Raw genomic sequence first — 22,173 nt, 5'->3', positions numbered from 1 at the left:
CCGTCCCGGTGCGCGGCGCGAGCCCTGGATGAATGGTCTGTCCCATGTACGGCAGCATCAGTGAGAAACCCTCGGTCGCCCGTGGAGAGGGGCAGCGCCTCCTGATCGTCGCCGACGATCCGGGCACGTACGAACTGCTCTCCACGACGCTGGAACTGGCGGGCTACCGGACCGGTGTGACGATGACGGCCGGCGAGGCGGTGGCAAGGCTGGCCGGGGAGCCGTTCGATCTCGTGGTCCTCGACACGGCGCTGCCGGACCTGGAGGAAGTCGCCCAAGGGCCCCGCCCCGTGATGGCCCGCCGCCCGCCGGTGCTCCTTCTGGCCGGGTACGACGAACTGGGCGCCATCGTCTCCGGACTGGGGCCGGGAGAGCTCGACTACGTCACCAAACCCCTGCGGATCGCCGAAGTGCTGGCGCGGGTCCAGGTGTTACTGCGCGGCAAGGGGCCGTCGAGGCGGGCGGGCGTGCTTGAGTACGAGGATCTGGTGCTGGACGACCTCACCTGTCAGGCGCGCCGCGGAGAGCGCGTGCTGGACCTCACGCCCGCGGGGTTCCGGCTGCTGCGCCATCTGCTGGGCAACGCGCACAAGGTGCTGTCGAAGGAGCGGATCGCCCGGTACGTCTGGGGGGAGTACCGAGGGGACAACGCGATCGAGCAACTCGTCTCCCGGCTGCGGCGCAAGGTCGGCCAGGGTGGTCCGGCGCTGATCCACACCCGCCGGGGCTTCGGCTACTGGCTCGGCCGTTCGGGGGCGGGGCGTGAGGTGAGCTCTATGTGGCGTTTTCAAGAAGCAAACACGTCAAGGTCGCGGCGGGTCGCCTGGCGTACCTCCGGCCTCCCCGGAGTGTGGGGTGGGACGTCCTCGCGACGGTCCTCTCGCGGGCCCGTTCGGCCGCTCGGCTCCTTGGTGTGGCCATGCGAACGCCCTTGCCATGCTGGTGTGTTGGGTGTAGGTGTCCTGTTCTGCCAGCCCTCTGCCCGGCCGTCTTCATGTGATCCAGGTCATGTCAGCTGTCTGTCAGGAAACTGACCGGGAGGTGTCAGTCCACTCTGTTTGCATGTGCTCATTGATGCCTCGACTTCAGCCGGCGCTCCGCTCCGACCGGAGCCCCCACCACCGAGGAGAGACATGGCCGACACGCTCGCCGGCACCACGCCCGAGTCCACTCCGGCTGTTCCCGAGTACCCGATGCCCCGGGACATGGGCTGCCCGCTCGCCCCGCCGCCGGCCCTGACGCCTCTGCGGGACGGCACACCCGTCTCCAAGGTCCGGATCTGGAACGGCAGCAGGCCCTGGCTGATCACCCGTCACGCCGACCAGCGGCTCTTCGACCTGCACGCCGCCAACTGGGACCCCGAGGCGTTCCCCGAGAGCGAGCGGCTGGACCTGAACCGTCCCGCATTCCGGCACAACGCCTTCGGCTACGGCCCCCACCAGTGCCTCGGCCAGAACCTGGCCCGCCTGGAGCTCCAGGTCGTCTACGGCACGCTCTACAAGCGCGTTCCCACGCTGAGCCTCGCCGCTCCGATAGAACAGCTGCCGTTCAGCCACACGGGCACCACCTACGGCGTCAAGTGCCTGCCCGTCAGCTGGTGACACCCCCACGAGAGACCCACCCCCCAGAGGAACGAGGAGCAGACCATGCGTGTGGAACTGGACGAACCGAAAAGCGTGGCATCCGGGCAGTGCGACATGGCGTCCCCCGAGGTGTTCGACCAGTGCGACGACGACGGCGTGGCGATCCTTCTGGAGGAGGAGCCCGGCGAGGAACTCCTCGACGGGGTGCGCGAGGCCGTGGCGATCTGCCCGGCGGCGGCGATCCGGCTGGTGGAGGAGTGAGGCGCGTCGTCGTCGTGGGCGCCTCGGCCGCCGGACTCGCGGCCGTCGAGACGCTGCGCCGCGAGGGCTACGACGGCACCCTCACCCTCGTCGGCGACGAACCGCACGCCCCGTACGACCGCCCGCCGCTGTCCAAGCAGCTCCTTGCGGGCGAGTGGAGCCCCGAGCGGCTGGCGCTGCGCCCCTCGGCCGACCTCGACGCCCTCGACCTCTCCTTGCGTCTCGGCGTCGCCGCGACCGGGCTGGACGTGCCGGACCGTACGGTGCGTCTGGCGGACGGTTCGGCACTGCCGTACGACGGTCTGGTCGTGGCCACGGGGGTGCGCCCGCGCCGGCTGCCCGGTGAGGCTGCCCATGTGCTGCGGACGCTCGACGACGCGGTGGCCCTGCGGGACCGGCTGGAACCCGGCGTGCGGGTGGTCGTCGTCGGCGCCGGGTTCCTCGGGGCCGAGGCCGCCGCGGTGGCGTCGCGGCTCGGCGCCGAGGTGACCCTGCTCGAACCGGCGCCCGTTCCGCTGGCCCACGCGGTCGGTGAGGAGATCGGCCAGGTGCTCTCGCGGGCCCACCTCGACCACGGGGTGAACCTGCGCACCGGGGTCACCGTGACCGCGGTGACCGAGGACGGGGTACGGCTCGCGGACGGTGAACCGGTCGACGCCGACGAGGTGCTGGTCGCCATCGGCTCGCTGCCCAACACCGAGTGGCTCGCCGGCAGCGGCCTGGCCCTCGACGACGGGCTGAACTGCGACGAGTACTGCGAGGCCGCCCGGGGCGTGTACACGGCCGGTGACGTCGCCCGCTGGTACAACCCGCTGTTCGGGGTGCCCATGCGGATCGAGCACCGCACCAACGCCGCCGAACAGGGCATGGCCGCCGCCCGCAACCTCCTGCACCCCGAGGCCCGCAAGCCGTTCTCCCCGGTGCCGTACTTCTGGTCCGACCAGTACGACATGAAGGTGCAGGCGTACGGCTACCTGCGCGGCCACGACGAGGTCGCCGTGGTGGACGGGGACCTGGCCGAGCGGCGGTTCGTCGCGGCCTACCGCACCGGCGGGCACGTCAGCGGCGCCCTCGCGGTCGGCATGCCGCCCAAGGCGATCCGTTCGTGGCGGCAGGCCATCGCGGCCCGCGCGACCTGGCGTGAGGCGGTGACGGCGAGGGACACCGGCGGTGGCCGCTGACACCGAGGAGGTCGCCGTGGTGGATCGTCCCCCCGACGAGCGCCGCGACGTGGTCGTGGTCACCGGCGCCGGAGGGACGGGCATGGCGGTCGCACGCCCGCTCGGCAGCGGGAGGACCCTGTGCCTCGCCAAGGCCTCGCGCGAGCAGCATCCGAGGACACAAGACACAAGACACAAGAGAAGAGGGCACCATGTCCACCCCCCACAGCCCGTCCGCCGACACCCCCCTCACCCCCGAGGAGCTGGGCTTCGACCCGGACGCCCTGCGCGAGAAGTACCGCGCCGAGCGCGACCGCCGGATCCGCCCCGACGGCAACCGCCAGTACCAGCGCGTCACGGGCGAGTTCGGCTCCTACGCCGACGACCCGTACACCGAGTTCACCGAGCGGGAGCCCCTGCGTGACCGGGTCGACGTGGTCGTCGTCGGGGGCGGGTTCGGCGGCCTCCTCGCCGGCGCACGGCTGCGGCAGGCCGGAGTCGTGTCGATCCGGGTGATCGAACAGGCCGGGGACTTCGGCGGCACCTGGTACTGGAACCGGTATCCCGGCATCCACTGCGACATCGAGTCGTACATCTATCTGCCGCTGCTCGAAGAGGTCGGCTACGTCCCGAAGTGGAAGTACGCGCCCGGCGAGGAGATCCGGCAGCACGCGATGGCGATCGGCCGGCACTTCGGCCTCTACCGGGACGCCTGCTTCCAGACCCAGGTGACCGGACTGCGCTGGGACGACACCGAGCTGGAGTGGATCGTCAGCACCGACCGCGGCGACGAGATGCGGGCACGCCATGTGGTGATCTCCAGCGGAACGCTCAGCCAGCCCAAACTCCCCGGCATCCCCGGCATCGAGACCTTCAAGGGGCACACCTTCCACACCAGCCGCTGGGACTACGCCTACACCGGCGGCGACTCGGGCGGCGGCCTGACGGGGCTCGCCGACAAACGCGTCGCCCTCATCGGCACCGGCGCGACCGCCATCCAGGTCGTGCCCCACCTCGGGGCGGACGCGGGGCACGTGTACGTGTTCCAGCGCACGCCCTCCTCGGTCGACGTCCGCGGCCAGCGCCCCACCGACCCGAAGTGGGCGAGGTCGCTCCAGCCGGGCTGGCAGAAACGGCGGATGGAGAACTTCCTCAAGGTCGTCACCGGCATCCGGGTGGACGAGGACCTCGTGGACGACGCCTGGACCAGCAGCGCCCGCCTGCAGGAGAAGCTGATCCCGACCAACGCCTACGCGGACGTCCCGCCCGAGGAGCGGGAACGGCTGTACGAGATCGCCGACTTCCAGAAGATGAACGAGATCCGCGCCCGCGTGGACGCGATGGTCGAGGACCCGGATACCGCCGAGCTCCTCAAGCCCTGGTACCGCTACATGTGCAAGCGGCCCACGTTCAGTGACACCTACCTGCAGACCTTCAACCGGCCCAACGTCACCCTGGTCGACACGGCCGGCACCCACGGCGTGGAGAAGATCACCGAGAACGCCGTCGTGGTCGGCGGGGTGGAGTACGAGGTCGACTGCGTCATCTTCGCGACCGGCTTCGAGGTCGGCGTCTCCGGAATCCTGTCCGGGCGGCTGCCGGTGTCCGGCCGGGACGGCGTCAACCTGCTGCAGTCCTGGATGAGCACCGGCCCGAAGACACTGCACGGGTTCTACAGCCAGGGCTTCCCCAACCTCTTCCAGCTCGGCCCGCTGCAGAACGCCTCGGCCGTGAACTACGTGCACATCCTCGACGAGCAGGCCACGCACGTCGCGGAGGTCGTCGCCGAGGCGCGCAAACGGCGCGCCCGGTACGTCGAGCCGACCGCCGAGGCCCAGGACGCCTGGGTGGCCGTGATCCGTCAGAAGGCCGCCGACCTGCACAAGTTCCAGGCCGAGTGCACGCCCGGCTACTACAACAACGAGGGCATGCCGAGGGAGCGCAGCGAGTCGTTCGGTGACGGCCCGGTCGCCTTCCACGAACTGCTGCGGAGCTGGCGTTCCGACGGCGGCATGCGCGACGTCCTGGTCGACGCCGAATGAGCGGGGAAGGACGCGAGACGATGGAGGAGGCGAAGACAGCGCGCCCCACCCGGTTCGACGAGACCGGCCGCCGACGGCCCGTCAGCACCCGCTGGGAGGCGAAGCGGCTCAACCCGCCCAACCGGCTGTGGGGTTCCAACGGCGTTGCGTTCGGCCCGGACGGGCGGCTGTACGTCGCCCAGTTCCTCGCCGGGCAGATCAGCGCCGTGGATCCCGCCACCGGGGACGTCGAGGTCGTCGTACCGATGGACAGCCCGGTCCAGTCGCCGGACGACCTGGCCTTCGGCGCGGACGGCTCGATGTACATAGCGGATCTGGTGCCCGGCCGGGTGTGGCGGCGCGGTCCGCGGGGCGAGTACACCCTGGTCTCCGAGGAGGTGATCAACCCCAACGGCATCACGTGCGTCGGCGACCGGCTGTAGGTGAGCGACGACCGGCTCGGGGCGGTGCTCAGGATCAAGGACGGCAAAACGGTGGTCGTCGCGGACGGCCTCGGGGCACCGCAGGGCCTCGTAATCCTGGGCGACGAACTGTTCACGGTGGAGACCGGGCCCCGCAGCCTCCGGGCGATCTCCCTGACCACGGGGGAGAGCAGGACCGAGGCGGAGGACCTGCCGGTCGGGCCGCCCCCGGGGGCCGTGCCGCGCACCGACCCCGCCCTGTTCGCCGGCGGCATGCCCGGCGCGGCCCTCCGCTTCGCGGGCCTCGCCGTCACCCCGGACGGAGACCTGCTGCTCTCGGCCAACGGCGAGGGCACGGTGCTGCGGCTGAGCAGGCCCGGCCCGCGGCGGTGACGGGCCGAGTGCCGCACGGGCCGGGGCTCACGCCGTGCGGTAGAGCTCCGTGAGCAGTTCGATCACGGACTGGCGGTGACCTTGGAGTTCCTCGGCCCGCTCACTGTCGACCTCGCCGCGTCCCGGCGCCGTCCGGACGCGTGCTGCGCGGTGCTCGCGGGCGCGGGAGCCGTCGTCCTCATGCGTCCCCGGCCCTCGACCGACTACGTGGGGATGGGGCTCGGCCTGCTGGCCGCCGTCTGCTGGGCGTCGTACATCCTGCTCAACCGCACTGTCGGCCGGAGGGTCCCGGGAGCGCGGGGAGCGGCGGCCGCCGCCGGTGTGTCCGCGCTGGTGTTCCTGCCGGTCGGTGCCGTCGTCGTGGTCCAGCACCCGCCCACGGCCGCATCCCTCGGGTACGCCGTCGCCGCCGGGGTCCTCTCCTCCGCCGTGCCGTATCTCGCGGACCTGTCCACCCTGCGCCGCGTACCGGCGCGTGCCTTCGGCCTCTTCATGAGCGTCAACCCGGTTCTCGCGGCGGCCGTCGGCCGGGTGGTCCTCGGGCAGGGTCTGGGCGGGGCCGAGTGGGCGGGCATCGGGGCGATCGTCGCCGCGAACGCGGTCAGCATCCTGACGACGCGGTCCTGAGCCGGGTCGTGCGCGGGGAAGTGCCCGGAAGAATCATGTCGGCGAAATTGTTGACAATTTTGTTGGCCTAGATTTACCTTCGACAGGCACTCACTCAGGGAGGGCAGATGGCCGAGGAAGCCCGTCCGGGCACCGGAGAACAGGCCAAACAGCTCGCGCTCGCGAAGCTGCGGCAGGCGATCCTGCGGGGCGAGATGGCGCCGGCCCAGCGGCTGGTGGAGAACGAACTCGCCGAGCAGTTCGGTGTGACGCGGGCCAGTGTCCGCGCGGCACTGATCGATCTGGCGTCCGAGGGGCTGGTCGAGCGGATCCCCAACCGCGGCTCACGCGTGCGGGTGGTGACCGTCGAGGAGGCGGTCGCCATCACCGAGTGCCGCATGGTCCTGGAAGGACTCTGCGCGGCCAAGGCCGCCGTCGAGGCCAGCGACGAACAGCTCGCGCAGCTGACCGAGCTGGGCGAGGCGATGTCCAAGGCGGTCGCCGACGGTGAGCCGGTGACGTACTCCGAGCTGAACAACGAACTGCACAGCCGGATCCGGGAGTTCTCCGGCCAGCAGGTGGCCGTGGGGCTGCTGGAGCGGCTCAACGCGCAGCTGGTGAAGCACCGGTTCCAGCTGGCGCTCAGGCCGGGGAGGCCTCAGCAGTCCCTGGGTGAGCATCTGGCCGTGATCGAGGCGATCCGGGCCAGGGACCCGCGGGCGGCCGAGGAGGCCGTGCGTGCCCATCTTGGGAGCGTGATCGAGGCGTACCGGGACTGATCCCCTCCGGGGGTGGCCGGGTTCGTCTCGTCTGCCGGGTTGTTGTCCGGTGGTCGGCTGCGGGTCTGTTGTGGCTGGTCGCGCCCACGCGGCGGAGCCGCATATTCGACACAGCCCCGCGCCCCTTTCAGGGGCGCACCCCTGTCCAGAGGAGGACCCAAGCAATGACGCAAGGCGCAGCATCCGCCGGCCCCCGACCGCCGCGATCGACCCTCGTCGTCACCGCGCACGCCGGCGACTTCGTGTGGCGGGCCGGCGGAGCCATCGCTCTGGCCGCCTCACGCGGGGAGAAGGTCACCATCGCCTGCCTGACCTTCGGTGAACGCGGGGAGTCGGCCAAGGCGTGGCGCGAGGGCAGGCAGCTCGACGAGATCAAGGCGATACGCCGGGAGGAGGCCGAGAAGGCCGCGGCGATCCTGGGTGCGGAGGTCGTCTTCTTCGACGCGGGTGACTATCCCCTGATCTCCACACCGGAGCTGACCGACCGGCTGGTGACCGTCTACCGGCGCGCCCAGCCCGACGTCGTCCTCACCCACCCGCTCGACGACCCGTACAACGGCGACCACCCGGCGGCTGCCCGCATGGCCCTGGACGCACGGGTCCTCGCCCAGGCCATCGGCTACCCGGCCGAGGGCGAGATCATCGGCGCACCGCCGGTGTTCTTCTTCGAGCCGCACCAACCCGAGATGTGCGGCTTCAGGCCCGAGGTGCTCCTCGACATCACCGCGGTGTGGGACACCAAGCGCAAGGCCATGGAGTGCCTGGCCGCCCAGCGGCACCTGTGGGACTACTACACCGACCTCGCCGTCCGACGCGGTGTCCAGCTCAAGCGCAACGCAGGCCCGAACCTGGGCCTGGCCCACACGACGATGGCAGAGGCGTACATGCGTCCGTACCCGCAGGTCACGGAGGTACTCGACTGATGGGCGGCGTGATCGTCACCAACCCGCCGAAGGCGGACGCCAAGGACGTCGAGGCGCTCGCGGCCTTCGGCGTCGCGACCGTGCACGAGGCGATGGGCCGCACCGGCCTGCTCGGCACCCATCTGCGCCCGGTCCAGCGGGACACCCGGGTCGCCGGCACGGCCGTCACGGTGCTCTCCTGGCCCGGCGACAACCTCATGATCCACGCCGCCGTGGAGCAGTGCGGCGAGGGCGACATCCTCGTGGTCACCACCACCTCGCCCTCCACCGACGGCATGTTCGGCGAACTCTTCGCCACAGCACTGAGGCGGCGCGGCGTACGCGGACTCGTCATCAACGCGGGCATCCGCGACACCGCCGAACTGCGTGAGATGGGCTTCCCGGCCTGGGCCGCGGCGGTCAGCCCGCAGGGCACGGTCAAGGCGACCGGAGGCTCGGTCAACGTGCCCGTGGCCATCGGCGGCCAGGTGATCCGGCCCGGCGACGTCATCCTCGCCGACGACGACGGAGTGGTCTGTGTGCCCCGCGAGGGGGCCCGGCGCGCGGCCGAGGCGTCCGAGGCCCGGGAGGCGAAGGAGGCCGCGTCCCGCGCGGCGTTCCTGGAGGGCCAACTCGGCCTGGACCGCTATGGGTTGCGTGAGACGCTCGCCCGGCTGGGCGTGACGTACGTGCCGTACGACGAGCACGTCCGCGAGGAGGCGGGATCGTGACCCCGCAGTCCGAGGAGGTGCGCTGCACGCTCATGCGCGGCGGCACCTCCAAGGGCGCCTACTTCCTCGCCGCGGACCTGCCCGCCGACCCCGCAGCCCGCGACGCCCTGCTGCTGCGGATCATGGGCAGCCCCGACCCCCGCCAGATCGACGGACTCGGCGGGGCGCACCCCCTGACCAGCAAGGTGGCCGTGGTCTCCGCCTCCTCCGACCCCGAGGCGGACGTCGACTACCTGTTCCTCCAAGTCGCAGTGGAGCGACCGGAGGTGACCGATCGTCAGAACTGCGGCAACCTGCTCACCGGAGTCGGCCCGTTCGCCGTCGAACGCGGCCTGGTGGCCCCCCGGGACGGCGAGACCGCGGTGCGCGTCCGCATGCTCAACACCGGGGGACTGGCCACCGCGACGTTCCCCACTCCCGGCGGGCGTGTCGCGTACACCGGCACCGCGGAGATCTCAGGGGTGCCCGGGACCGCCGCGCCGGTGGTGATCGAGTTCCCGCCGGGCGGCGGGACCCTGCTGCCCACCGGAAACGTCCGCGACACCGTGGCCGGCACACCCGTGACGTGCGTCGACAACGGCATGCCGACGGTACTGATCGCCGCCTCCGCGCTGAACGTCAGCGGCTACGAGGACCCCGGCGACCTGGAGGCGGACCTGGCGCTGGCCGACCGGCTCCACGCGATCCGCCTGGAGGCCGGCCGGCTCATGGGGCTCGGCGACGTCGAGGGCACCACCGTGCCCAAGCTCAGCCTGCTGGCGCCACCCAGGCACGGCGGCGCGGTCATGACACGCACGTTCATACCGGTGCGCTGCCACACCTCCATCGGCGTCCTGGGCGCCGCGAGCGTCGCCGCCGGGCTGCGCCTGACGGGCGGGGTCGGCGAGGACATCGCCCGGCTCCCCGGCGAGGGGGACCGGCTGCGCATCGAGCACCCCACCGGCTATCTCGACATCGAGGCCGGTGTCGATCAGGGCACCCCGGGAGCGGACTCGGCGCCCGTGGCCCGCCGCACCGCCGTCGTCCGTACGGCACGCAAGATCTTCGACGGGACGGTCTTCCCCCGCCCGGCGCACACCACCGCCCCCGAACCCCCGCCAGCACCTGCTCACGCCCCCGCCTCCGCGCCCGAACGCCCCTAAGGAGAACCGGATGACTCCGCCCCTGGGAGACATCGCCCACCTCGGGCACGTCGAACTGCTCACCCCGGAACCGGACCGCAGCCTGGCGTTCTTCACCGACTACCTCGGCCTGACCGTCAGCGGACGGCGCGGCGACTCGGTCTATCTGCGGACCTGGGACGACTACGAGCACCACAGCCTGGTCCTCACCGCGCACGAGACCTCCGGAATCCGGCGCACCGCGCTGCGGGCCTCCAGCGAGGAGGCCCTGCGACGCCGGGTCAAGGAGGTGGAGTCCGCCGGCCACCAGGGTCACTGGACCGAGGACGAGCCCGGCCTCGGACCGCTGTACGTCACCACGGACCCCGACGGCCACGAGATCGCCCTGTACTGGGAGTCGGAGTGGTACCGGGCACCGGACGAGCTCAAGCCGGGCCTGAAGAACCAGCCCCAGGCCAAGCCCGGCCACGGCGTGGGCGTACGCCGCCTCGACCACGTCAACTACCTGGCGGCGGACGTCGCCGCCAACGCCGACTTCCACCAGCACGTCCTCGGCGCCAGGCCGACCGAGCAGATCCAGCTCGACACGGGCAGGATCGCCGCGAAGTGGCTGACGTTCACCCACAAGTCGTACGACGTCGTCCACACCGAGGACTGGACGGGCTCGCGCGGCAGGCTGCACCACATCGCGTTCGCCACCGACACCCGCGAGGACATCCTGCGCGCCGCCGATCTGGCCCTGGACACCGGTGTGTTCATCGAGACCGGCCCGCACAAGCACGCCATCCAGCAGACGTTCTTCCTGTACGTCTACGAGCCGGGCGGCAACCGCGTCGAGCTGTGCAACCCGCTCACGCGTCTGGTGCTCGCCCCGGACTGGCCGCTGATCACCTGGACCGAGGAAGAACGGAAGAAGGGCCAGGCCTGGGGCCTGAAGACCATCGAGTCCTTTCACACCCACGGCACACCACCGGTCGCCTGACGGTCACCCCTTCTGGGCGGTCCTGAGCGTCTGGCGCACCCCGTGGTCCACGCCGACGAGGGGACGGGCCACTCGGCCGGGGCCGGTCCGGCGGATCACGCCGGACCGGCCCCGGCCCCGAGGAGGGCTCAGCGCTTGAGCGTGAAGGTGAAGTCGCCGGAGAGCCTGCTGTTCAGCCGGGCCGCCGAGACGAGCTTCCCCTCCGCGATCAGTCGCTCGGCCTCGGCTCGCGAAAGACCGCAGACTTCAGCGATCAGTCGCACCGGCCGGACGGGGATCCGCGCCGCGAAGCGGACCGAGACGTCGATCACCTCGCGGTCCAGGTGATCCGATCCGCCGGTGTCGAGGCGCCAGGCGCCCGCCCAGTCGAGGGCGATGCGATTGCGGCGCCGCACGGCCGGATCCTGGAGCAACTCGGCCGCGAGGCCCGGGTCGTTGTCATGCAGCCGGTCGAGCAGCCCGGGCCGTACGGAGCGCACGTTCATGCGCTCCAGGACCGTGAGCTTCGCCGTGTCCCCGCAGGCGGTACAGAGCACGAGGAGCCAGGCGTCGAGCAGCTTGTGGTTCGCGTTGACGCGAAATTTGCCGTTTGCCCGGAAGCGCCCGGACGCGCACGCGTGGCAACGGAGGAGAACGGTCGGCAGGCAGGTGGGCGCGACCACCCAGGTATTGAGCACAGAAGTACACCGGTTTCAGTGAGAAGTCCGCAGCAGAAAGCAGCGCGGCGCACATGCGCGACGCGCGACACATCAGCACTCGGGGGGTCTCACAGGGTGTACAACGGCACGTCCTTGCTCAGGCGACTTGGTCCGGCAGCACGGTAAGGGCACACAGCCGCGCGGCTCCACTCATTTTCGAGCGCACCGCCGGGCGTGGCCCGGGACGGTGAGCGTTCAGCCGCGTGCTCCGGCAGCCGTGGCCATCGCCCTCGCGCGGGGTGGCCGACCCTCCCACGCGGCGACGGCGGTCCAGCCGATGCCGTCGGCCGCGGCAGCGGCCAGGAGCTCCGGGGCCGGAGGGTCGTCCCCGGTGGTGGACCGGCCGGATCGCCGGCGGCTCAGCCGTCCGTGCCCGTCTTCGCCTCGGTGGCCCTGCGCAGGTGGTCCGCGATCAGGGCGTAGACCGGCCGGGCGGCCTCGGCGTCGTCGAGGTCGTAGCCGTGGTCGACCCCGCGGACGTCGTGGTGCTCGACCAGCGCTCCGGCCTTGTCGAGCCGCTCGGCATAGCGCTTTCCCTCCGCCCGCAGGAGATCGTGCTCCGCCGTGACGACGAGTGCCGGGGCGATGCCCGTCAGGTCCACGGTGTCCGCGGCGTTGGCCGGAGAGATCAGGCGATCGGAGCGCCGGAGCCGGTCCGGCGCGTACGCGCTGTCGAAGATGTCCCCGAGCCACGGGCGCAGCATCGGCTTGGCGATGACGGCGTGCTTGTTCCGGGGATCAGTGGCGAGATCGAGCGGCGGGTAGTGGAGGACCTGGAGCGCGATGGAGGGGCCGTCCTCCTCGAAGGCCTGGCGGGCCACCGCTGCCGCGAGGTTGCCCCCGGCGCTCTGGCCGCCCACGGTGAGCCGGCCGCCGTCCCAGCCCTGCTCGGCCCCGTGCTCCGCGACCCAGCGGACGATGTCGTACGCCTGGCGGGGAGGGGCGGGGAACCGGTGCTGCGGGGCGACGGCGTACTCCACGTTGATCACGGCCACGCCCGCTTCCGCGGCGAGGAAGCGGCACAGCGCGTCGTCCATCTCCGCTCCCGGCAGGACGAACCCGCCGCCGTGGAAGTTGACGTGGACGGGTGGCAGCGCGCCTTCGGGGGAGTCCGGCAGGTGGATCACCGCCGGGGCCGGGGCGACGGAGGCCGGGATCGTCAGCTCGCGGGTGTTGCGCGGGAACTCGGGGAGGCGCCCGAGCCAGGCGGCCCTGGAGCCGCGCCCGCTGGGGCGCCGGGCGGCCAGCGCGGTGCCACGCTGCATCATCCTGGCGGCGACGGAGGCCACCGCCGGCCGGGCGAGTATGGACAATGCGGCTCCTTCGGTCGAATGGGCGCCGATCGAGGCCACGCGACGTCGCATGCCCGGCACGCCCGGCCTTCTTGAGGTTATCAATCATTCTTTTCTGTGATGATTGATGACGTCAAGAATTTGGGGCCCCGGGCAGTCACGGCGGGGGCCGGCCACCTCAGGCCGCCACAGGCAACCCCGGAGTGCGAAGCACCTGCCGTTCGGCGTCCACGGCGAACACCTCGCAGCCCTCGCGGGAAGCGGCCCACTCGATGCCCTCCGTCCCCATCGCGAACGCCGCCGTCGCGACCGAGTCCGCCTCGGTCAGCGACGGCGCCACGACGGTCAGGCTCAGCAGACCGGTGGCCGGGCGGCCGGTGCGCCCGTCGACGATGTGGTCGCCGCGCTCGTACCGCGCGGACGTGGCCACCGCGCCGTCGGTGATCTCCAGCACCGCGCACAGCCGGTCGGCCCGCTCGGGGTGGCGTACGCCGACCCGCCACGGGCCGTGGGCCGCGACCACGTCACCGCCGGCGTTGAGGCAGAACCGCTCCGCCCCCGCCGCCCTGAGCAGCTCCGCGGCCCGCTGGACCGACCAGCCCTTCACCACCGCGCACGGGTCGAGCCCGCGACCGGGCAACCGCACGTCGAACGCGCCACCCGTCGCCTCCCGGAAGTGCTCGCACAGATCGAGCACCTCACGCAGGTCCGCGCCGAGGTCGTCGGCCGACAGCTCGCCCCGGTCCAGCCGCGACACCTCGCTGTCGGGCTTGAAGGGGCTGAACCGGGCGTCGACCTCGTGCAGCCAGGCGAAGACCGCGTCCACCGCCTCCTCGGGTACGTCCGCGTCGTCGACCCTCAGCGACACCGGAAACCCCATGACGTGTTCGACGCGCCGCACGTCAGGCGCCCCTCGCGTCGATGGCGGCCTGGAGGGACTCCTTGTAGCCGTCGCTGGTGATGGTGGCGCCGGACACGGTGTCGATGCCGGCGCTCTGTGCCGCCAGTGTCTCCTTGATCAGCTTCGGTACGGCGGCCGTGGTCTGCGGGTGGTCCGGCTGCTTCAGCATCCTGACGGCGGTGATCTTCTCGCCGTCGAAGGTCACCTGGACCTGGACGTCGCCCTTCTCGGTGCTCACCGTCGAACCCGCGACCACCTGGCCCGAGGAGCCGGTGGAGGAGGAAGGCGCCGGGGCGGGCGCGGCGGTCTCGGTGGTCGTCGTGCCGGTCGACGGCGCGTAGCGCCACACCGGGACGAGGCCCGCGATGGTCAGGGCCAGGACAGGGAGTGCTCGCTTCACGGTGTTCTCCTCGTCTCCCTCATCCCGCCAGGCTGAAGCGCTCGAAGTGGATCTGCGGTTTGGGCACGCCCAGCTCACGCAGGCTGCCGAGAACGGCGTTCATCATCGGGGGCGGTCCGCAAAGGAACACGTCCCGGTCCGCGATGTCCGGGACGAGCTTCACGAGCTCGCCCGGCGCCAGCTTGTCGGGGCTGGCGGGGCCGGTGACCAGGTGCAGCTCGGCGCCCTTGGCGTGGGCGAGGTCCCGCAGCTCCTCGTACAGGACGGCGTCCCGGTCCGTGGCCACCCGGTAGATGACCACGGCGTGACCGTGCAGCTCCTCCAGCAACGCGCGGATCGGGGTGACGCCCACGCCGCCGGCGATGAGCAGGGACTCCGGCCGGGTTCGGTGCATCGCGGTGAAGGCGCCGTAGGGGCCCTCGGCGAAGACGCGCGTGCCGACCTTCACGTGCCTCAGGGCGGCGCTGCCGTCGCCGGCCGCCTTGGCGGTGAGCCGCAGCGTGCGGCCGTCGGGCGCGGCCGACAGGGAGAACGGGTTGGCCTGCCACCAGCGGTCCTTCGTCAGGAACCGCCACAGGAAGAACTGGCCGGCCCGGGCGGGCATGCGGTCGAGGTCCTTGCCGGTCATGTGGATCGAGACCACGTCGTCGGCCTCGGGGACGACCGCGGTGACGCGCAGCTGGTGACGCCAGTTCCGCCACAGCGGGAGCACGAGCCGACCCGTGAACACCGAGGCGAGGGCCACGCCCCACACGCCGTACCAGTACGCCGTGGCCGCGGGCGACGAGGTAAACGTCGTACCGGCCGCGACCTGGTGGGTGAAGGCCAGCACCACGGCGACGTAGGTGTACAGGTGGATGAAGTGCCATGTCTCGTAGGCCAGCCGGCGCCGGGCGAAGCGGCCCGAGACGGCGCCCACGACGATGATGATCCCCAGCGCGACGACGGCGCGCAGCACGCCCTCCACGGTCTCGGCGAGGTCGACCAGCTGGTTCACCGGGTCAAGGGAGGAGGACTCGGCATAGCCGAAGACGATGAACACGGCGTGCGCGAGCAGCGTCCACAGGATGCCGAAGCCGGTCCAGCGGTGCCAGGAGGTCAGCCGGTCCATGCCGATGCGGCGGTCGAGCCACGGCAGCCGGGCCACGAGCAGCAGCTGGAAGGCCATCAGGAGCGCGCCGTACAGACCGGTCAGCCGGCCCAGCACGATGAGGGTGTTCGAGGCGAAGCCGGCCTGAGTGAAGAAGAAGGCAACCACGGCCACATTGACGGCGAGCACGGCGTACAGCCCCGTACGGGCCACCACCCGGGGGCGTATCGCTGCCGTTGAGGGCGGCGAGACGCTTTCAACAGTCGTCACGGACAGAAACTCCTCGCTCGGATCGTGGGGATACCGAGCCTGCCTGGTCAGGGCTGTCGTTTTGCTGTCGATTAACTTTCAAGTTCTTAGCGAAGTGCTTCCGGCCGGTCCAGGTGGGGGGCCGCTGTGGCCTCATGGAGGACGTGAAGCAGTATGAGCACGTGGACAGAGTGCGACTCCTCGTGGTGGACGACGACCCGCCCATCGCCGACCTCGTGGCGACCGTCGCCCGATACGAGGGCTGGGACGCGGTCACGGCGAACTCCGGCGAGGAGGCGCTGCGCCGGGCCGGGGAGTTCCATCCGGACATCGTGGTGCTCGACCTGATGCTCCCCGACCTGGACGGCTTCGGCGTGCTCGACCGGCTGAGGGCCTCCGGGACGATGGTGCCCGTCGTGTTCCTGACCGCACGTGACGGCGTCGCCGACCGGGTCGCGGGCCTCACCCGGGGCGGCGACGACTACCTGGTCAAGCCGTTCGCGGTGGAGGAGCTCATGGCCCGGCTGCGCACCGTGCTGCGCCGCAGCACCGGCCCCGGCTTCCAGCGGTCCGTGCTGCAGGTGGCGGACCTGACGATGGACGAGGACACCCGCGAGGTCCGGCGCGGCGACAAGCCGCTCACCCTCACCCCCACCGAGTACGAGGTGCTCCGCTACCTGATGCGCAAGTCGCCGACCGTGCTCACCAAGGCGCAGATCCTCGACCACGTCTGGGAGTACGGCTTCGGCGGGCGCTCCAACGTGGTGGAGCTGGTCGTCAGCCGGCTGCGCCGCAAGCTCGACGACACCGACGACGGTGGCGCGTCCCTCATCCACACCGTCCGTGGCGTCGGCTACGTGGTGCGGCAGGTCACCGAGTGATCCGCCGGTTGCGGCGGGCCGGCCGCAGGATGCCCCTGGGCACCCGCCTGGCACTGGGCCTCGGCGCCCTGTCACTGGTGGTGTTCGCCGTCGTAGGCACAGCCCTCACGACCTACATGCGGGACTACCTGTCGGCCCAGCTCAACGACCAGCTGAAGCTCGCCCAGGTGGCCCAGTCCAAGAGCATCGCGGACCACGGCACGCTTGAGGGGAAGAAGTACTACCGCTGGTACTACGCCGTGTACGACGTGTCGGACGGCACCCCCACCCTGCGCAAGCCCGAGGATCCCGGCGACGTACCGAAGGACGTCGACGACCTCACCGCCCTGGCCCAGGCCCAGGCCGCAACGGACACGGAGCTCATCCGCACCGAGCACCTCAAGGGCGACGGCCTGTACCGGCTGCGCGCCTGCGAGGTGGAACCCGGAGTGGTCCTCGTCAGCGGCGCGCCCATGCAGGACATCGAGGACACCGTCGGGCGGCTGATCACGGTCCAGGTGGTCGCCTTCGCCCTGGCGCTGCTGGCGCTCGTGGTGTTCGGGCGGTCGCTGCTGCGGCGGGGCCTGAAGCCGATCGGCGACATGGCGCACACCGCGCGCGACATCACCTCGCACGACCTGACGACGGACTCGGCACGGCTGCCGGTGCGTGCCGACGGCGGGAAGGGCGGCCCCGAGGTCGAGGAACTGCGCACCGCCTTCAACAGGATGCTGGAGCACATCGACGACGCGCTCGCCGTGCGCACGGAGGCCGAGCAGCGGCTGCGCCGTTTCGTCGCGGACGCCTCGCACGAGCTGCGCACGCCCCTGATGTCCGTGCGCGGCTACGCCGACCTGTTCCAGTACGCCGCCGCCAACGCACCCAAGGAGAGGGACAAGCACCTGGCCCGGCTGCGCGCCGAGGCCGCCCGGATGGGCGTCCTGCTGGACGACCTGCTGCTGCTCGCCCGGCTGGACGCCGCCGACGTCGAGACGCCGCTGCGGCCGGAGGACGCGGACCTCGTCGAGCTGGTCCGGCAGGCCGCCGACGCGTTCCGGGCGGGCCGCCCGGACCACCCGCTGACCGTGACGGCGGGGCCCGACCCCGTACGTCTGCGCGTCGACCCCCTGCGGATCCGGCAGGTCCTGGACAACCTGCTGACCAACGCGGCCGTGCACACCCCGGCGGGCACGAAGGTGGCCGTCGAGGTGGCCGTGGAAGAGACGGGCAGGGGAGAGCCCGCCGGGGGCGGCGCGGGCGGTACGGCCGTGGTCAGGGTCACCGACTCCGGGCCGGGCATCCCGGCCGCGGACCGGGAGCGGGTCTTCGACCGCTTCTACCGGGTCGACAAGGCGCGCAGCCGCGACCGCGGCGGCAGCGGTCTGGGCCTCGCCGTCGCCCGCTCGCTGGTCGTGGCGCACGGCGGCACGATCGAGCTGACGAGCGAGCCGGGCTCGACGGCCTTCGTCCTCAGACTGCCCAGGCGCACATGAACGGCGACCGGGAATTTACTTGAGTTAGGCAACAAGATGGTAAAGTGGACCGCATGCCCACACCACCGCTCCCCGACGTCCCCGCGTCACCCGAAGTGATCGAGATCGAGCGCGCGCTCACCCGCATCACCTATCTCAGCACCCGGGCCCGGCACCACGAACGTCTCATGGCCCTGGCCGGAGTGCCGCTCGACCGGGCGGCCGTGGCGCTGCTGCGGCAGATGGCCGACTCCGAGCCGCTGCGCCCGGGGGAGCTGGCCAACCGGCTGGGCGTCGAGGCCTCACACGTCACCCGCCAGGTGCAGCAGCTGCAGAAGTCGGGGTACGTGGACCGCATCCCCGACCCCGACGACCGCCGCGCCCAGCGCATCAAGCTGACCGAGGCCGGCCGGCAAGCCGTCGACCGCATCCGCGAGGCCGGCGCCCGGGGCATGCAGCTGGCCCTGGACGACTGGTCGCCCGAGGAGCTCCGCCGGCTCGCCTCTCTCTTCCACCGCATGGTCGACGACTTCCTGCGTCATGGCGAGGACCTCGTCGAGCAGGAGAAGGCCGCCTCGGCGAACGCGCACTGAAACCCGCCGCTGACCGGGGTGGCGCCCGCTCACGCCGCCCCGGGCGCGATGACCGCCGCGGGCAGGGCCCAGGGCCGTCAGCGCTTCCCTCCCGCATCGAGCCGGTCGGCCCGGCCCAGGGTCGGGCCGAAGCTCGTGGGGCGGGTCCAGCGGTGCGCGGAACGCCGTTTCGGCGCCCTCGAACGGGAACACCCCGTCTGCGCGGGGCCGCCGCACCGGACGGCGGCAGACGCACCGCCGCCGGTGACGACCGCCGGGCCGTTGATCCGGGTACCCCGACCCGGGGCGTGCACCGTGCGTCTGGGCCGGTCGCCGCTCCGCGCGTCCATCGGGGACCGGGGCGGGAAGGTCCCGAGGCCGACGGTCACCTCGGTGGGGCATGCGGTCGAGCAGGAGGGCATGGCCGGGTCCGTCGGCGCCGCGGCGAGGGTCGCCGTCCGCAGGGTGATGGGTCCCGCCCGGCGCGGAACTCCCCCAGGAATTCGCCCTCCGCCCCGTCCGTCGCCCTCCTCCACCTCGCCTGGCCTCCACATGTACGAGGCACGCCGCCGGCTTCCCCGGCCGAAGGTCGCCGCATCCTGGTGAGCGATGTCCCGACGAGCGATTTACCCGTATGCTCGTCAATGCCACCAAGTTTCGGAAATCGCCAACTTATCCGAAAGGCGTGCCCCTGAAGAATATGTGCCCGAGGAGTGAATGACCGAGGAGTGAGTGGGGCGGAGCGTGGTTCGTTCCGGCGAGGAGCCGATACCGGCGGGGCGTGCGGCAGACGGCGCGGCGCCCGCGCACAACCGTGAGCGGTTCATGCAGGGTGAGCCGGTCGGGGGAGGAGTGCGGCCCTCGATCCTGAACTCCTGGCAGCGCTGCCGCTCCCTCGGCCTGTCACCGGACCAGACGGAGCTCCCCTTCCAGGAGGACTTCGACGCGGACGGCCGACTCGTCCGGGCCGCCACTCCCGTGCTCGACCGGCTGCAGAAGAGGTTCGCGGGCAGCAGCATGAACATCTCCGTCGCCGACGCGAACGGGACGGTCCTGCTGCGCCGATTCGGAGAGGTCTCCATGACCAGGAGCCTCCCGGCGATCCAGAGCGTCCCGGGATTCGTGTTCGCCGAGCAGGTCGCCGGCACGAACGGCATCGGGCTGGCGCTCGCCGAGAGACGGCTCATCCGGGTTTACGGGGCCGAGCACTTCGCCGAGCGCTCGCAGACGAGCGCCTGCCGCGCGCTGCCCGTCCGCGACCCCCTCAGCGGGAGTGTCGAGGGCGTCCTGTGCCTGGGTTATCCGCGCTCCGCCGAGGACCCGGAGCTGGTCACGGTGATACGCAAGGCGGCTGAGGCCATCGAGGGGCGGCTGCTCGGCCAGAGGTCGGCGCGGGAGCGCGCTCTCCTGCTCGCCTACCTGGACGCCTCCGCGACCGCCACGGGCCCCGCCGCCTGGCTCGGCCGCGCCATCGGAGTGGACGAGCTGTCCCGGGAGCTGCACCCCGGTGATCGAGCGGTCCTCCGGGAGAAGGCCGCGGAACTGCTCTCCCTGGGGCAGCGTGCCGCCGTGGAGGTGGCGCTGTCCGGCGGGCGGCGGGTGACGCTGATGAGCCGCCCCATGACGAGTCCCTCCGGGGTGGCGGGCCTCGCCGTAGAGGCCGTCCTCCCGGGCGCCGAACCCCGCCAGCCGCTCGCCCTCCCGCCCCCCACCGACCGGTTGCCCGGCGCCCGCGCCGAGGCCACCGCCCTCCCCCTCGTCTCGTCCGCACCTGCCCCGATCACCCAGCCGCACGGGCCCCCGCAGGTCATCGCCCTCTCGGAACCGTGGTCCCACTCCGCGGAAGGTCCCGGTGTCGCCGGCGCCGACGGGGGCGGGGCCTACGGTGCCGCCGGAGCCGGCGCCGACGGGGGCGGCCGCTCCGACGAGTCGGCACCGGCCGGAGGGCTGGTGCTCGTCGGTGAGCCGGAGGTCGCGAAGTACGCCCTGGCCGCACGCCGCCGCCTGGAGCTGCTCTCCGAGGCCAGCGGCCGCATAGGCACCACCCTGGACGTCCGCCGAACCGCCGAGGAACTCGCCGAGACGGCCGTCCCGCGCCTCGCCGACTTCGTCACGATCGACCTGTCCGAAGCCGTACTGCGCGGCGACGAGCCCGCCGACCCCCGCGGCGACCTGCTCCGCACGGTCGTCCACGGCATCCGTGACGACCTCCCCTTCAGCCCCGTGGGCAAACGGATCGACTTCCCCCCGACGACACCCCAGCTGCGCTGCCTGTCCACCGGGCGGGCGGTACTGGAACCCGACCTCAAGGCCGCCGTGGGCTGGCTGGCCCAGGACCCCGAGCACGGCGAGCGGCTGCTCACCCACGTCCACTCCCTCGTCACCGTGCCCCTCGCCGCACGGGGCGTCGTCCTGGGAGTCGCCAGCTTCTACCGTGCGCGGGACCCGGCACCCCTCACGGACGACGACCGTGCCCTGGCCCTGGAACTGGCCAACCGCGCCGCCCTCTCCATCGACAACGCCCGGCGCTACACGCACGAACGCACCATGGTCCTGGCCCTGCAGCGCAGCCTGCTCCCGCGCGGGCTGCCCGAGCTGGACGCCGTCGAGGTCGCCCACCGCTATCTGCCGGCCGAGTCCGGAGTGGGCGGGGACTGGTACGACGTCATCCCCCTCTCCGGCACCCGGATCGGCCTGTTCGTCGGGGACGTCGTCGGCCACGGCATGCACTCGGCCGCCACGATGGGCAGGCTGCGGACCGCCGCCCGCAGCTTCGCCGAACTCGACTTCCCCCCGGAGGAAGTCCTCACCCACCTCGACAAGCTCGTGGTGCGCCTGGACCGCGAGGAGGGCAAGGACGACCCGGCCGCCCTGGGCATCATCGGCGCCACCTGCCTGTACGCCATCTACGACCCGACCTCGAAGCGGTGCGCCATGGCCCGCGCCGGCCACCCGCCGCCGGCGCTGGTCCGCCCCGACGGCACCGTGTCACTCGTCGACCTGCCCGCAGGGCCTCCCCTCGGGCTCGGCGGCCTGCCCTTCGAGACCGCCGAGATCGACATCCCCGAACACAGCCGACTGGTCCTCTACACCGACGGGCTCATCGAGGACCGGGAACGGGACATCGACGAGGCCCTCGGCCACCTGCGCGAGGCTCTGGCCCACCCGGACAACACACCCGAGGACACCTGTCGGGCCGTACTGGACGCCGTCGCGCCCGCCCACCCCGGTGACGACATCGCCCTGCTCGTCGCCCGCACCCACGCGCTGGACCCCCGCCGGATCGCCACCTGGGAGCTGCCCGCCGACCCCGCCCGGGTGGCAGAGGTCCGCACCGCCGCCACCCGGCGGCTGGCCGACTGGGGACTGGACGAGATCGCGTTCTCCGTGGAACTCATGCTCAGCGAGCTCGTCACCAACGCCGTCCGCCACGGAAACGGACCCATCCGGGTGCGGCTCCTTTACGACCGCACCCTGATCTGCGAGGTCTCCGACACCAGCAACACGGCCCCGCACCTGCGCCGCGCGGCCACCACCGACGAGGGCGGCCGGGGCCTGTTCCTCGTCGCCCAGCTCGCCCAGGCCTGGGGCACGCGCTACATCCCGGAGGGCAAGGTCATCTGGGCCGAATGCCGGCTCGACACGCTCTGAGGGCCAGGCTCCGCGGGCAGGGCCCTG

General features: G+C 71.9%; 18 protein-coding genes and 3 pseudogenes. 16 read left to right on the top strand and 5 right to left on the bottom strand.

Annotated features, from left to right (window positions below):
• Positions 1-44 precede the first annotated feature (44 nt).
• The 12 genes and pseudogenes from ACZ49J_RS06235 (at position 45) to ACZ49J_RS06180 (ending at position 10,961) form a co-directional block, all read left to right on the top strand.
• Entirely contained in the window at positions 45-1,034 is a 990-nt protein-coding gene (locus ACZ49J_RS06235; RefSeq protein ID WP_467452040.1) for a response regulator transcription factor, read from the top strand.
• A gap of 276 nt (positions 1,035-1,310) precedes the next feature.
• A pseudogene (locus ACZ49J_RS06230) lies at positions 1,311-1,601 on the top strand (cytochrome P450); the annotation flags it as partial.
• A 45-nt stretch (positions 1,602-1,646) separates the two neighbouring features.
• Entirely contained in the window at positions 1,647-1,844 is a 198-nt protein-coding gene (locus tag ACZ49J_RS06225; RefSeq protein ID WP_467452039.1) for a ferredoxin, read from the top strand.
• Positions 1,841-3,025 (top strand): NAD(P)/FAD-dependent oxidoreductase, encoded by a 1,185-nt coding sequence (locus ACZ49J_RS06220; protein WP_467452038.1) that lies wholly within the window; start codon positions 1,841-1,843, stop codon positions 3,023-3,025. The genes ACZ49J_RS06225 and ACZ49J_RS06220 overlap by 4 nt, the downstream gene beginning before the upstream one ends.
• A gap of 191 nt (positions 3,026-3,216) precedes the next feature.
• Complete coding sequence (locus tag ACZ49J_RS06215; RefSeq protein ID WP_467452037.1) at positions 3,217-5,046, top strand: flavin-containing monooxygenase; 1,830 nt, start codon at positions 3,217-3,219, stop codon at positions 5,044-5,046.
• Positions 5,043-5,840 (top strand): annotated as a pseudogene (locus tag ACZ49J_RS06210) (SMP-30/gluconolactonase/LRE family protein). Before ACZ49J_RS06215 ends, ACZ49J_RS06210 begins: the two are co-directional and overlap by 4 nt.
• 66 nt (positions 5,841-5,906) lie before the next feature.
• Positions 5,907-6,467, top strand: a pseudogene (locus tag ACZ49J_RS06205) (EamA family transporter); the annotation flags it as partial.
• A 107-nt stretch (positions 6,468-6,574) separates the two neighbouring features.
• Entirely contained in the window at positions 6,575-7,225 is a 651-nt protein-coding gene (locus tag ACZ49J_RS06200; protein ID WP_467452036.1) for a GntR family transcriptional regulator, read from the top strand.
• Positions 7,226-7,389: 164 nt separating this feature from the next.
• Positions 7,390-8,148, top strand: a complete 759-nt coding sequence (locus ACZ49J_RS06195) for a PIG-L deacetylase family protein (RefSeq protein ID WP_467452035.1) — start codon at positions 7,390-7,392, stop codon at positions 8,146-8,148.
• Positions 8,148-8,858 (top strand): 4-carboxy-4-hydroxy-2-oxoadipate aldolase/oxaloacetate decarboxylase, encoded by a 711-nt coding sequence (locus tag ACZ49J_RS06190; RefSeq protein ID WP_467452034.1) that lies wholly within the window; start codon positions 8,148-8,150, stop codon positions 8,856-8,858. The genes ACZ49J_RS06195 and ACZ49J_RS06190 overlap by 1 nt, the downstream gene beginning before the upstream one ends.
• Complete coding sequence (locus ACZ49J_RS06185) at positions 8,855-10,000, top strand: 4-oxalomesaconate tautomerase (RefSeq protein WP_467452033.1); 1,146 nt, start codon at positions 8,855-8,857, stop codon at positions 9,998-10,000. Before ACZ49J_RS06190 ends, ACZ49J_RS06185 begins: the two co-directional genes overlap by 4 nt.
• Positions 10,001-10,010: 10 nt before the next feature.
• Positions 10,011-10,961 carry a catechol 2,3-dioxygenase gene (locus ACZ49J_RS06180; protein WP_467452032.1) on the top strand — a complete coding sequence of 317 codons (951 nt, stop codon included), beginning with the start codon at positions 10,011-10,013 and terminating at the stop codon, positions 10,959-10,961.
• 128 nt (positions 10,962-11,089) lie between these two features.
• On the opposite strand, the gene ACZ49J_RS06175 is transcribed toward ACZ49J_RS06180, so the two are convergent.
• From ACZ49J_RS06175 to ACZ49J_RS06155, 5 genes are all read right to left on the bottom strand, one after another.
• Complete coding sequence (locus ACZ49J_RS06175; RefSeq protein ID WP_467448302.1) at positions 11,090-11,638, bottom strand: DUF1062 domain-containing protein; 549 nt, start codon at positions 11,636-11,638, stop codon at positions 11,090-11,092.
• Between the two features lie 380 nt (positions 11,639-12,018).
• Positions 12,019-12,972 carry an alpha/beta hydrolase gene (locus tag ACZ49J_RS06170; protein WP_467448305.1) on the bottom strand — a complete coding sequence of 318 codons (954 nt, stop codon included), beginning with the start codon at positions 12,970-12,972 and terminating at the stop codon, positions 12,019-12,021.
• 157 nt (positions 12,973-13,129) lie between these two features.
• Positions 13,130-13,852 carry an FAD:protein FMN transferase gene (locus tag ACZ49J_RS06165; RefSeq protein WP_467448307.1) on the bottom strand — a complete coding sequence of 241 codons (723 nt, stop codon included), beginning with the start codon at positions 13,850-13,852 and terminating at the stop codon, positions 13,130-13,132.
• A gap of 1 nt (position 13,853) precedes the next feature.
• Positions 13,854-14,252, bottom strand: coding sequence for an FMN-binding protein (locus tag ACZ49J_RS06160; protein WP_467448308.1), 399 nt, complete (start codon positions 14,250-14,252; stop codon positions 13,854-13,856).
• A 19-nt stretch (positions 14,253-14,271) separates the two neighbouring features.
• Positions 14,272-15,558: a ferredoxin reductase family protein gene (locus ACZ49J_RS06155; RefSeq protein ID WP_467448833.1), complete on the bottom strand. Its 1,287-nt coding sequence runs from the start codon at positions 15,556-15,558 to the stop codon at positions 14,272-14,274.
• A 215-nt stretch (positions 15,559-15,773) separates the two neighbouring features.
• Here ACZ49J_RS06155 and ACZ49J_RS06150 point away from each other — a divergent pair, with 215 nt between their 5' ends.
• The 4 genes from ACZ49J_RS06150 (at position 15,774) to ACZ49J_RS06135 (ending at position 22,146) form a co-directional block, all read left to right on the top strand.
• Positions 15,774-16,472, top strand: a complete 699-nt coding sequence (locus tag ACZ49J_RS06150; protein WP_467448310.1) for a response regulator transcription factor — start codon at positions 15,774-15,776, stop codon at positions 16,470-16,472.
• Positions 16,469-17,944 carry a sensor histidine kinase gene (locus ACZ49J_RS06145; protein WP_467448312.1) on the top strand — a complete coding sequence of 492 codons (1,476 nt, stop codon included), beginning with the start codon at positions 16,469-16,471 and terminating at the stop codon, positions 17,942-17,944. The genes ACZ49J_RS06150 and ACZ49J_RS06145 overlap by 4 nt, the downstream gene beginning before the upstream one ends.
• Positions 17,945-17,997: 53 nt before the next feature.
• Complete coding sequence (locus ACZ49J_RS06140) at positions 17,998-18,516, top strand: MarR family winged helix-turn-helix transcriptional regulator (protein ID WP_467448314.1); 519 nt, start codon at positions 17,998-18,000, stop codon at positions 18,514-18,516.
• Positions 18,517-19,239: 723 nt separating this feature from the next.
• Entirely contained in the window at positions 19,240-22,146 is a 2,907-nt protein-coding gene (locus tag ACZ49J_RS06135) for a SpoIIE family protein phosphatase (protein ID WP_467448316.1), read from the top strand.
• The last annotated feature ends 27 nt before the right edge of the window (positions 22,147-22,173 follow it).

Source organism: Streptomyces sp. NPDC030840 (genome assembly GCF_055572015.1).
Note: the sequence above shows the minus strand (reverse complement) of the source record. Positions and strands in the feature narration are given on the sequence as shown.